This window comes from Isoptericola hypogeus, assembly GCF_039531145.1.
GTDB lineage: Bacteria > Actinomycetota > Actinomycetes > Actinomycetales > Cellulomonadaceae > Isoptericola > Isoptericola hypogeus.
Genome location: NZ_BAAAPM010000003.1, coordinates 487,398 through 498,259, shown reverse-complemented (window position 1 = coordinate 498,259; position 10,862 = coordinate 487,398). Strand labels below are relative to the sequence as shown.

The window sequence follows — 10,862 nt, the reverse complement described above, 5'->3', positions numbered from 1 at the left end:
TTCTGTCGGGTGTGGTCCGTTCGGCAGTTCCTCGATGCAGCCCAGATTTCCCCGGTCCAGGCCGGAGGGCGAGGCCGAGGGTGAGCAGGCGGCACGCACGACATCCGAGCCTCCCGCGCGTTGCTGGCGGGTGCCCGGGACCAGACGAGAGTTAGCGGAGGACATGGCAAAGAAGGACGGCGTCATCGAGATCGAGGGCAGCGTGGTCGAGGCCCTGCCGAACGCGATGTTCCGCGTGGAGCTGGCCAACGGTCACAAGGTCCTCGCTCACATCTCGGGCAAGATGCGTCAGCACTACATCCGGATCCTCCCCGAGGACCGGGTCGTGGTGGAGCTCAGCCCGTACGACCTGTCCCGCGGCCGGATCGTCTACCGCTACAAGTAACCCACCACCCGATCGATCGCCGTCGAGGCGCCGGCACCGGCCGGCGCGCGCACGGCGGCGGAGGAACACTGATGAAGGTCAAGCCGAGCGTCAAGAAGATCTGCGACAAGTGCAAGGTGATCCGCCGGCACGGTCGCGTCATGGTGATCTGCGAGAACCTGCGCCACAAGCAGCGCCAGGGCTGATCGCAGCCACCTGCTGACGGCACGCTCGCCGTCACGCACCAGCGCACCACCACGAACCCGACGCCCCCAGGGGCGCGGGGGAACCCTCGGTCCAGGGGCCGGGGCCCGCGGTCATCGCGGGGAGGCGGTGCTCCAGACCTCTGGACGAAGTACAGGAGCCGGAAGGCACATGGCACGTCTTATCGGCGTCGACCTCCCCCGCGACAAGCGGCTCGAGGTTGCGCTCACCTACATCTACGGCGTCGGCCGTACCCGCGCCCAGCAGACGCTGGCCGCGACCGGCATCAGCCCGGACCTGCGCGTCAAGGACCTCGGCGACGCCGAGCTGGTCGCGCTGCGCGACCACCTCGAGGGCAGCTACCAGCTCGAGGGTGACCTCCGCCGTGAGGTCGCGGCCGACATCCGCCGCAAGGTCGAGATCGGCACCTACCAGGGTCTGCGTCACCGCCGCGGGCTGCCGGTGCGCGGTCAGCGCACCAAGACCAATGCGCGCACCCGCAAGGGCCCGAAGCGCACCGTTGCGGGCAAGAAGAAGGCCCGCTGACGCCAGCAGTCCGGCAGGCGGGCCACTAGCGCCCGCCCCGGTCCGACGACCTCAGACCAGGAGAGAACGAGCACATGCCTCCCAAGACTCGTGCCACGGCTGCCTCGCGCAAGCCGCGCCGCAAGGACAAGAAGAACGTCCCGCTCGGCCAGGCGCACATCAAGAGCACCTTCAACAACACGATCGTCTCGATCACCGACCCCTCGGGCGCCGTGATCGCGTGGGCCTCGGCCGGCCACGTCGGCTTCAAGGGCTCGCGCAAGTCCACCCCGTACGCCGCCCAGCTCGCCGCCGAGTCGGCGGCCCGCCGTGCCCAGGAGCACGGTGTGAAGAAGGTCGACGTCTTCGTCAAGGGCCCGGGTTCCGGTCGTGAGACCGCGATCCGCTCCCTGCAGGCGACCGGCCTCGAGGTCGGCTCGATCCAGGACGTGACGCCTCAGGCGCACAACGGCTGCCGCCCCCCGAAGCGTCGCCGCGTCTGATTCTCCCGACGTCGTGCCGCCCGGTCCGCTCGCTGCGGGCCGGGCCGGGCAGCACGACGCCGCAGCATGCCCGGGCGGGTGGACCGAAGCCCGCCCCGGGTCGCGAGTAGTGATCGCGGATCCGTGATGCGTCATATGGCGGACGCACACTGAAAGGACCATCACAGTGCTGATCGCACAGCGCCCCACCCTGACCGAAGAGGTCATCTCGGAGTACCGTTCGCGCTTCTCCGTCGAGCCGCTCGAGCCTGGCTTCGGCTACACGCTCGGCAACTCGCTGCGCCGGACCCTGCTGTCGTCCATCCCGGGCGCGGCCGTGACCTCCATCCGCATCGACGGAGTGCTCCACGAGTTCTCCACCGTGCCGGGGGTCAAGGAGGACGTCACCGAGATCATCCTCAACATCAAGAACCTCGTCGTCTCCTCGGAGAACGACGAGCCGGTCGTGATGTACCTGCGCAAGACGGGCGCGGGCGTGGTGACCGCCGCGGACGTCGTGCCGCCGGCGGGCGTCGAGGTGCACAACCCCGACCTGCACATCGCCACGCTGAACGACAAGGGCAAGCTCGAGATCGAGCTCACCGTCGAGCGGGGCCGGGGGTACGTGTCCGCCGCGCAGAACAAGTCGGACGACGCCGAGATCGGCCGTATCCCGATCGACTCGATCTACTCGCCGGTCCTCAAGGTCACCTACAAGGTCGAGGCCACCCGTGTCGAGCAGCGCACGGACTTCGACAAGCTGATCGTCGACGTCGAGTCGAAGGCGGCCATCGCGCCGCGCGACGCGCTGGCCTCTGCCGGCAAGACGCTCGTCGAGCTGTTCGGCCTCGCCCGCGAGCTGAACGTCGAGGCCGAGGGCATCGAGATCGGCCCGTCGCCGACGGACACCGCGCTGGCCGCGGACCTGGCGCTGCCGATCGAGGAGCTCAACCTCACGATCCGGTCGTACAACTGCCTCAAGCGCGAGGGCATCCACCAGGTGGGTGAGCTGGTCGCGCGCAGCGAGGCCGACCTGCTCGACATCCGCAACTTCGGTGCGAAGTCCATCAACGAGGTCAAGGAGAAGCTCGCCGAGCTCGGCCTGGCCCTCAAGGACTCGCCGCTCGACTTCGACCCGTCCGGCGCCGCGTACTTCAGCGGCTCGGACGACGAGTCGGCGTACCCCGACGAGCAGTCGTACTGACGTCCCCGCGCCCGCAGCGGCCTGCTCGACCTGACTGGGCCGCGCGGCGCGGAACCACCCTCAAGGAGAACCAGAAATGCCTACCCCCACCAAGGGTCCGCGGCTCGGCGGCGGCCCGGCACACGAGCGCCTGATCCTCGCGAACCTGTCGACGGCGCTCTTCGAGCACGGCCGCATCACGACCACGGAGACGAAGGCGAAGCGCCTGCGCCCCCTGGCCGAGCGACTCATCACCTTCGCGAAGCGGGGTGACCTGCACGCGCGTCGCCGGGTGCTGACCGTCGTCCGCGACAAGTCCGTGGTGCACACGCTGTTCACCGAGATCGCCCCGGCCATGGCCGAGCGCAACGGCGGCTACACGCGCATCACCAAGATCGGCAACCGCAAGGGCGACAACGCGCCCATGGCCGTGATCGAGCTCGTGACCGAGCCGGTCAGCCCGAAGCAGGCCGTCGTCAAGGAGGCCACGAAGGCCGCCGAGAAGGCTGCCAAGGCCGAGGAGCCCAAGGTCGAGGACGCGGTCGAGGAGACCCCGGCCGCGGAGACGACCGAGGCTGCCCCCGAGGCGCCCGCCGAGGACGAGGAGAAGAAGGAGGCCTGAGCCTCGTTCTTCCGTCCGTAGCGGCGCGCGCCTCGCCGCGCGCGCCACGCACCGACCGAGCCCCGCACCACCGCACCGGTGGCGCGGGGCTCGGTCGTTCCTACGGTGGGAGCATGCGCGCCCTTCCAGACGCCGGCACGGTCGCGCGGACCACCGGCGGCCCGGTGCCCCCGCCCGCGCTGCTGCCCGCGCCCGTCGTCCTCGTGCACGGGTCCCGCACCTCGCGCACGATGTGGCGCCGCCAGCTCCAGGTGCTCGCCGCGGCGGGCGTCACCGTCGTCGCCGTCGAGCTGCCCGGCCACGGCGCGCGGAGCCCGGAGCCGTTCACGCTGGGGGCCGCCCTGGAGGCGGTGCGCGAGGGCGTGCGCGCGGTGGGGGGTCGCGCCCTGGTGGTCGGCGTGTCCCTCGGCGGGTACCTCGCCATCGAGCACCGGGCGCGGTTCCCCCACGAGAGCGCCGGGCTGGTGGCCGCGTCGTGCAGCACACCGGCGTCCTCGCCGCTACGGCCCGCCTGGCTGCGGCTGGCGCGCTGGATCGAGGGCTGGCCGGACCAGGGGGAACGTCTGAACGACCGGTTCGTGCGGCTGATGCTCACCCCGGAGGCGGCGGACGACGCCGGGGCGGGCGGCTTCGCGCTCACCGTGATGTCGGCGGTGCTGCGGGAGCTGGCGCCGACCGACACCCTCGGCGCCCTCGCCGCCGCCGCCAGCCCGGTCTGGCTGGTCAACGGCCGGTTCGACCACTTCCGCGGCGCCGAGCGCGCGCTGCTCGCGGCAGCGCGCTCGGCGGGCGCGCAGGCGCGCCTCGTCGTCGTGCCGCACGCCCGGCACCTGGTGAGCCTGGACGCCCCCGTGGCGTTCAGCCGGGTGGTGCTCGAGGCGGCGTGGGACCCCGCGGTCGTCACGGCCGTGGTCGAGCCCGCCGACCAGGCGCTCCCGCGCCGCCGAACAGGCGGTTGATCCGGGATCGGCTCCCTCCGTCCCCGATCAACGGCATGGTCGGCGGGAAGGTGCGGCTCAGTCGAGGGGGAGCTCCCAGGCGCGGGCCCCGCCGACCAGGGCGGCGGAGTTCGGCACGACCACGACGTCGTCTCCCAGCCGCGCTAGGGCGGTCGGCGTGACCCGCCGGGAGTTGCCGCCGCCGAGGTAGAGCCGGTCCCACCAGAAGACGGGACGCAGGCCGTCGACCATCGCCACGACGCGTCGCGACCACAGCCCGTCGCCGAGCCGGCGCCGCTCCGGCTCGCCGATGTACTGGTCGTACGTGGCGCCGCGACGCACGGGCGCCCGGGACCACTCGAGGTGCGGCGCCAGCCGTCCGCCGTCGAACAGGGCCGAGCCCAGGCCCGTGCCCAGGGTGAGCACGAGCTCGACGCCCGATCCGGCGATGACGCCGGCTCCGTGCATCTCCGCGTCGTTGAGCACCAGCGCAGGCATGCCGAGCCGCGCCGCCAGCGCCTCGCGGACGTCGTAGCTCGCCCAGGCCTCGACCAGCTCGGGGAGCACCCGCGTGCGCGGGCCGGCGCGGGTGACGTAGTGCGGCGTGTGCACGACGACCCCGTGCCGGATCATGCCCGGCATGCCCAGGGCGACTCGGTCGGCCTGCGGCAGCGTCCCCGCGATCCGGGCGACCGTGTCTACCAGGAGCGACGGGGGCAGCGGGTAGGGGGTGGGCACCCGGACGGGCGCGGCGTGCGCGGTGCCGGCCGCGTCGAGCACGTTCGCCTTGATCCCGCCGCCGCCGCAGTCGACCGCGAGCGTGAGCGCGTGCGGCGGGGAGGATGCGGTCACCGGTTCCGGGTCGGTGTCGAAGGTTCGGTCGGGCACCGTGCCATCATCCGGCCACAATGGGCCAGTGAGCACCACGACACCCCCGGACGGCCTCCTGCGCGTGCGCCTCGACCTGGCCTACGACGGCACGCACTTCGCCGGGTGGGCCACCCAGCCGCGGCTGCGCACCGTCCAGGGCGTGCTCGAGGACGCCCTGGAGACCGTGCTGCGCACCGGCCCGCTCGGCGCGCCCCGGCCGCGGCTCACGGTCGCGGGGCGTACCGACGCCGGCGTGCACGCCCGCGGGCAGGTGGCGCACGTGGACGTCCCCGCCGAGCGGTGGGAGGCCATGCCGGGACGGTCGGACCGCGAGCCCGGGACGGCGCTCGCGGACCGGCTTGCCGGCGTCCTGCCGCCCGACGTCGTGGTGCACCGGGCGAGCGTCGCACCGGCCGGCTTCGACGCCCGGTTCTCCGCGCTGCACCGCCGGTACGCGTACCGGATCGCCGACGAGCCCGGCCTGCGCGACCCGCTGCGCCGCGACTGGGTGCTGTGGCACCGCCGCCCGCTCGACGTCGACGCCATGCACCGCGCGGTGCAGCCGCTCGTCGGGCTGCACGACTTCGCCGCGTTCTGCAAGCCGCGTGAGGGTGCCACGACCATCCGCGAGCTCTCCCGGATGTCCTGGGAGCGGCCGACGTCCGGCCCCGACGCCGGGCTCGTCGTCGCGACGGTGCAGGCCGACGCCTTCTGCCACTCGATGGTGCGAGCGCTCGTCGGCGCGTCCATCGCCGTGGGGGAGGGTCGGCGCGGCGAGGACGACCCCGCCGCCGTGCTCGCGGGGCGGTCGCGGTCGGCGGCCGCGGGCGTCGTCGCCGCGCGCGGGCTGGTCCTCGAGCACGTCGCCTACCCCGACGACGCGGGGCTCGCCGCCCGCGCCGAGCGCATCCGCGCCAGGCGCAGCATCGACGAGGTGGGGGAGGGGTGAGCTGCGCTCCGCCTCAGGGCTCGTGCTGATCGGTCGCCCTGAGGCTGCGCTCCGCTGCGGGCGAGTGCCTCGTTCCTCGGCCCTCACCCTCCGCTGCGCTCCGCCTCAGGGCTCGTCGACCCAGTGGACGGCGGCCTCCTCGGCGCTCGCGCCGGCGCCGTCGATGCCGGCGTCCTCGCCGTAGAGGTCGTTGTCCCGCCGCCCGCCGTCCTCGCCCGGGTCGGCGTCGTCGTCGGCCACGAGCCGGCCGGCGCGCGTCGTGTCCGGACGGGTGAGGGGGTCCGCCTCCCAGGTGTCCGGCTCCTCCTCGCTCAGCCGGCGGTCGTGCGGCTCGCCGGACGACTCCTCCCAGGCGGTCTCGCCCCAGTGGTTGGCGCGGGGCCGGTCCAGCGGCGAATAGCCCTCGTCGAGCGGGTCGGAGACGCCGCGGTCGAGCAGCGTGTCCTCGTCGGGGAGCTGGTCGGCATCGCCCTCCGCTCCCGTGAGCGGGTCCGGGGTCGTGGCCGGGGTCTCGTCCGTCATGGCACCACGGTGCCTCGCCGGGCGGCGACCCGCACCCGGGCCGGCGGGCGTGACCGACGCCGCTTTGCCCCGGGGCGGCCTGATCGCTAGACTGGACAGCCGTTGTGCTTTGCCTCCGGTGTCCCGCGTCGTCAGCGCGCCCACTCGCACCGACCACGCCCTGGCCAGGACGCCATCACGGAGCACCCGCGCACAACAACTGTCTCATCGGGCACCGCTTCGGCCCGACGACCACGAACACGAAAAGGTGACGCAACCGTGCGTACTTACACCCCCAAGCCCGGCGAGGTCCAGCGCGACTGGTACGTCGTCGACGCGACCGACGTCGTCCTGGGCCGCCTGGCGAGCCAGGTCGCCACGCTCCTGCGCGGGAAGCACAAGCCGACCTTCGCACCGCACGTCGACGGTGGTGACTTCGTCATCGTCATCAACGCCGACAAGGTCGCCCTGAGCGGCAACAAGCGGGAGACCAAGCTGGCCTACCGCCACTCCGGGTACCCCGGCGGTCTGCGGTCGGTCAACTACGGCGAGCTCCTCGAGAAGAACCCCGAGCGGGCCGTGGAGAAGGCCGTGCGCGGCATGATCCCGAAGACCTCGCTCGGGCGCGACCAGCTCGGCAAGCTGAAGGTCTACCGTGGCGCGGAGCACCCGCACGCGGCGCAGCAGCCCAAGCCGTTCGAGATCACCCAGGTTTCGCAGCAGGCCTGAGCCGCTGCCGGATGCAAAGCGAAGGATTCACAGTGGCCGAGACCACCGTCGACACCGAGCTGGACGAGAACACGCCCAGCACCTACACCACCGAGACCGCCGCGCCCGTCGCGGACGGCGGCCAGTCCATCACCGCCCCCGGCCAGGCCGTCGGCCGCCGCAAGGAGGCCGTGGCGCGTGTGCGCCTCGTCCCCGGAACCGGGCAGTGGAAGATCAACGGTCGCACCCTTGAGGGCTACTTCCCGAACAAGGTGCACCAGCAGCTCGTCAACTCGCCGCTGAAGCTGGTCGAGGTCGAGGGCCGCTTCGACGTCATCGCGCGCATCTCCGGCGGTGGCCCCTCGGGCCAGGCCGGCGCGCTGCGCCTGGGCATCGCCCGTGCGCTCAACGCGATCGACACCGAGGCGAACCGCCCGGCGCTGAAGAAGGCCGGCTACCTCACGCGCGACCCGCGTGCGGTCGAGCGCAAGAAGGCCGGTCTCAAGAAGGCCCGCAAGGCGCCTCAGTACTCGAAGCGCTGATCGGCCGGCTCCTGCCCGCCCCACGGCGGGCAGGAGCCGCGAGCAGCATCGGACGGCCCCGTCGGAGTTCTCCGGCGGGGCCGTCCGCGCGTCCCGCTACGATCGACGCGGTGCGCGCCGGCTCCGGTGCGGAGCCGTCGGCGGGGAACCCGCCGGCATCACGTTCCTGAGGAGGAAGACATCGTGCGACTGTTCGGCACGGACGGGGTCCGCGGGCTGGCGAACCGGGACGTGACGGCGGAGCTCGCGCTCCAGCTGGGTGGCGCCGCCGCGCAGGTCCTCGGGGCCTCCGGCGAGTTCGCCGGCCACCGCCCGCGCGCCGTGATCGGCCGCGACCCCCGCGTCTCCGGGGAGTTCCTGTCCGCGGCGGTCGCCGCCGGGCTGGCGAGCTCGGGCGTGGACGTCGTGAACCTGGGCGTGCTGCCGACCCCCGCGCTGGCCCACCTGGTCGGGGCGATGGACATGGACCTCGGCGTCATGATCTCCGCGTCGCACAACCCGATGCCCGACAACGGGATCAAGTTCTTCGCCCGCGGCGGGTTCAAGCTGCCCGACACCGTCGAGGACGAGATCGAGCAGCGCCTGGGCGGCGAGTGGGAGCGCCCCGTCGGCGGCGACGTGGGCCGCATGCGCACGGACACGGGCACCGCCGCGCAGCAGTACGTCGAGCACCTCGTGGCCAGCATCGGTACCACCGCGGACTTCCGGCCCCTCGAGGGCCTGCGGATCGCCGTCGACGCCGCGAACGGCGCCGCCAGCCAGGTCGGTCCCGACGGCCTGCGCGAGGCGGGTGCCGACGTCGTCGTCATCAACGCCAGCCCCGACGGGCGGAACATCAACGAGAAGGCCGGCTCCACCCACCCGGAGCAGCTCCAGGCAGTCGTGGTGGCCGCGGAGGCCGACTTCGGCGTCGCGTTCGACGGCGACGCCGACCGGTGCCTCGCCGTCGACCACGGCGGCGCGCTCGTCGACGGCGACCAGCTCCTCGGGATCCTGGCGCGCGCGCTCAAGGACGAGGGCCGCCTGCCCGGGGACACGCTCGTCGTGACCGTGATGAGCAACCTCGGGCTGCTGCTCGCGATGCGCGACGCGGGCATCACGACCGTGCAGACGGGCGTGGGGGACCGGTACGTGCTCGAGGAGATGCGGGCCCACGGGTACGGCCTGGGCGGGGAGCAGTCCGGCCACATCATCCTGGCCGACCACGCCACCACCGGCGACGGCGTGCTCACCGCGCTGCACCTCGCGGCGCGCGTCAAGGCCACGGGCCGCCGCCTGTCCGACCTCGCCGGCGACGTCCCGCGGCTGCCGCAGACGCTGGTCAACGTCAAGGGCGTCGACAAGGCACGCGCGGGCGACGACGACGGCGTCCTCGCCGCGGTCGCGGCGGCCGAGACCCAGCTCGGGGAGACCGGCCGGGTGCTGCTGCGCCCGTCGGGCACCGAGCCCCTGGTGCGCGTCATGGTCGAGGCTGCCACGCAGACCCAGGCGGACGGCGTCGCCGACACGCTCGCGGCCGTGGTCCGCGACCGGCTGGCCCTGTGAGCGACGGAGCCCACGACGCGGCGCTGCGCGCCGCCGTGGGCGACCTGCTGGACCGCGCGGACGCCGAGACGGCCGGCGTGCTGCCGATCGTGCAGGCCGGCGCCCCGGTGCTGCGCGCCCGCGCCGTCCGGTACGACGGGCAGCTCGGCGACCTGCTGCCCCGCCTCCTCGAGGCCATGCGCCGCACGATGCACGCGGCGCCCGGCGTCGGGCTCGCGGCCCCGCAGGTCGGTATCCCGCTGGCGCTCGCCGTCGTCGAGGACGCCGGCGCCGGCGACGACGACCCGCGCGAGCGCTCCCCGCTGCCGTTCCGCGTGCTCGTCAACCCGCACTACGAGCCGCTGCCGGCGGACTCCGGCCCGGATCGGGCCGCGTTCTTCGAGGGCTGCCTGTCGGTGGCCGGGTGGTCGGCCGTGGTGGCGCGGCACCGGCGGGTGCGGCTCACCGGCGCGGACGAGACCGGGGCGCCCCTGGACGAGGTGCTGACCGGCTGGCCGGCCCGGATCGTGCAGCACGAGACGGACCACCTGGCCGGGGAGCTGTACCTCGACCACGCCCCCACCCGCTCGCTCACGTCCAACGAGAACCTCGTGCGCTACTGGGCGGCGAGCCCGGACCCGGCGCCTGCCGCGGCCGCGCTGGCCTTCCCGCTGGACCGACGGGGCTCGTGAACCCGGGGTGAAACTTCCGGGTCAGGGTCGAACCGGGGGTATTCCCCATGCAGTACGGTGCCTCCCTCTGCCTAGGCTGGTGCAGTGACGTCGCTCGACGCCGCCGCACCGCCGGACCTGTGCTCCCGGCCGACGAACTGAGGGACCGTGCTCGATTCGCTGTCGACGATGCTGACCCAGCTGGAGGGCTGGATCCTCGAGCTGGGCGCGTCCGCCTGGATCTACCCGGCGATGTACGCCTCGGCGACGATCGACGGCTTCTTCCCGCCCATCCCCAGCGAGTCGGTCATCATCACCCTCACGGTGCTCGCGCACTCGACGGGGGTGCCCTGGCTGCCCGGCGTCCTCGTGCTCGCCATCGCCGGCGCGTGGACGGGCGACCAGATCGCCTACCAGATCGGCCGCGTCGTCGGCACCGACCGGGTGCGGTTCCTGCGCTCGGCGCGGGGCCGCAAGGCGGTCGCCTGGGCGCGGCACGCGCTGGACCACCGGGGGGCGTCGTTCATCCTCGCCGCGCGCTACGTGCCGATCGGGCGCGTCGCCGTGAACATGACGGCCGGCGCGGTGGGATACCCGCGGCGCCGCTTCATGGTCTACTCCGGCATCGCCGCGGTGACGTGGGGGATCTACTCCATGCTCATCGGGCTGGCCGCGGCGTCGTGGCTCGGCCACAACACGCTGCTCGCCATGGGGGTCGGCGTCGTCGCGGGCGTCCTGCTCGGCATCATCGTCGACCAGGTCGTGCAGCGGATCGTCGG

14 protein-coding genes and 1 pseudogene are annotated in these 10,862 nt (G+C 73.4%); 13 read left to right on the top strand and 2 right to left on the bottom strand.

Annotation, left to right across the window (positions count from 1 at the left end):
* Nucleotides 1–163: 163 nt before the first annotated feature.
* From infA to ABD254_RS04585, 7 genes are all read left to right on the top strand, one after another.
* Nucleotides 164–385: a translation initiation factor IF-1 gene (gene infA, locus ABD254_RS04615; protein WP_012867920.1), complete on the top strand. Its 222-nt coding sequence runs from the start codon at nucleotides 164–166 to the stop codon at nucleotides 383–385.
* 71 nt (nucleotides 386–456) lie between these two features.
* A complete protein-coding gene (gene rpmJ / locus ABD254_RS04610) occupies nucleotides 457–570 on the top strand; it encodes a 50S ribosomal protein L36 (RefSeq protein WP_009740505.1) in 114 nt (37 codons plus the stop codon).
* Nucleotides 571–739: 169 nt separating this feature from the next.
* Nucleotides 740–1,114: a 30S ribosomal protein S13 gene (gene rpsM, locus ABD254_RS04605; RefSeq protein ID WP_344246105.1), complete on the top strand. Its 375-nt coding sequence runs from the start codon at nucleotides 740–742 to the stop codon at nucleotides 1,112–1,114.
* 74 nt (nucleotides 1,115–1,188) lie between these two features.
* Complete coding sequence (rpsK, locus tag ABD254_RS04600) at nucleotides 1,189–1,596, top strand: 30S ribosomal protein S11 (protein ID WP_344246103.1); 408 nt, start codon at nucleotides 1,189–1,191, stop codon at nucleotides 1,594–1,596.
* Between the two features lie 166 nt (nucleotides 1,597–1,762).
* Nucleotides 1,763–2,779 (top strand): DNA-directed RNA polymerase subunit alpha, encoded by a 1,017-nt coding sequence (locus tag ABD254_RS04595; protein WP_344246101.1) that lies wholly within the window; start codon nucleotides 1,763–1,765, stop codon nucleotides 2,777–2,779.
* 76 nt (nucleotides 2,780–2,855) lie between these two features.
* Nucleotides 2,856–3,380, top strand: a complete 525-nt coding sequence (rplQ, locus tag ABD254_RS04590; RefSeq protein WP_344246099.1) for a 50S ribosomal protein L17 — start codon at nucleotides 2,856–2,858, stop codon at nucleotides 3,378–3,380.
* A gap of 113 nt (nucleotides 3,381–3,493) precedes the next feature.
* Nucleotides 3,494–4,339, top strand: coding sequence for an alpha/beta fold hydrolase (locus ABD254_RS04585; RefSeq protein WP_344246097.1), 846 nt, complete (start codon nucleotides 3,494–3,496; stop codon nucleotides 4,337–4,339).
* Nucleotides 4,340–4,396: 57 nt separating this feature from the next.
* Here the strand turns inward: ABD254_RS04585 and ABD254_RS04580 are convergent, their stop codons facing one another.
* Complete coding sequence (locus tag ABD254_RS04580) at nucleotides 4,397–5,170, bottom strand: ROK family protein (RefSeq protein WP_344248494.1); 774 nt, start codon at nucleotides 5,168–5,170, stop codon at nucleotides 4,397–4,399.
* A 64-nt stretch (nucleotides 5,171–5,234) separates the two neighbouring features.
* Between ABD254_RS04580 and truA the strand changes: the two genes are divergently transcribed.
* On the top strand, nucleotides 5,235–6,137 hold the full coding sequence (gene truA, locus ABD254_RS04575; protein WP_344246095.1) for a tRNA pseudouridine(38-40) synthase TruA: 903 nt from the start codon (nucleotides 5,235–5,237) through the stop codon (nucleotides 6,135–6,137).
* 105 nt (nucleotides 6,138–6,242) lie between these two features.
* On the opposite strand, the gene ABD254_RS04570 is transcribed toward truA, so the two are convergent.
* Nucleotides 6,243–6,659, bottom strand: a complete 417-nt coding sequence (locus tag ABD254_RS04570) for a DUF5709 domain-containing protein (RefSeq protein ID WP_344246093.1) — start codon at nucleotides 6,657–6,659, stop codon at nucleotides 6,243–6,245.
* Between the two features lie 258 nt (nucleotides 6,660–6,917).
* Between ABD254_RS04570 and rplM the strand changes: the two genes are divergently transcribed.
* The 5 genes and pseudogenes from rplM to ABD254_RS04545 form a co-directional block, all read left to right on the top strand.
* Nucleotides 6,918–7,367, top strand: coding sequence for a 50S ribosomal protein L13 (rplM, locus tag ABD254_RS04565; protein WP_344246091.1), 450 nt, complete (start codon nucleotides 6,918–6,920; stop codon nucleotides 7,365–7,367).
* A 32-nt stretch (nucleotides 7,368–7,399) separates the two neighbouring features.
* The gene (gene rpsI / locus ABD254_RS04560) at nucleotides 7,400–7,888 is read left to right on the top strand and encodes a 30S ribosomal protein S9 (RefSeq protein ID WP_344246089.1); all 489 of its coding nucleotides are present in this window, start codon (nucleotides 7,400–7,402) and stop codon (nucleotides 7,886–7,888) included.
* A gap of 180 nt (nucleotides 7,889–8,068) precedes the next feature.
* Entirely contained in the window at nucleotides 8,069–9,433 is a 1,365-nt protein-coding gene (gene glmM, locus ABD254_RS04555) for a phosphoglucosamine mutase (protein ID WP_344248493.1), read from the top strand.
* Nucleotides 9,430–10,104, top strand: a complete 675-nt coding sequence (locus ABD254_RS04550) for a peptide deformylase (protein WP_425553640.1) — start codon at nucleotides 9,430–9,432, stop codon at nucleotides 10,102–10,104. Before glmM ends, ABD254_RS04550 begins: the two co-directional genes overlap by 4 nt.
* A 168-nt stretch (nucleotides 10,105–10,272) precedes the next feature.
* Nucleotides 10,273–10,862, top strand: a pseudogene (locus tag ABD254_RS04545) (DedA family protein); the annotation flags it as partial.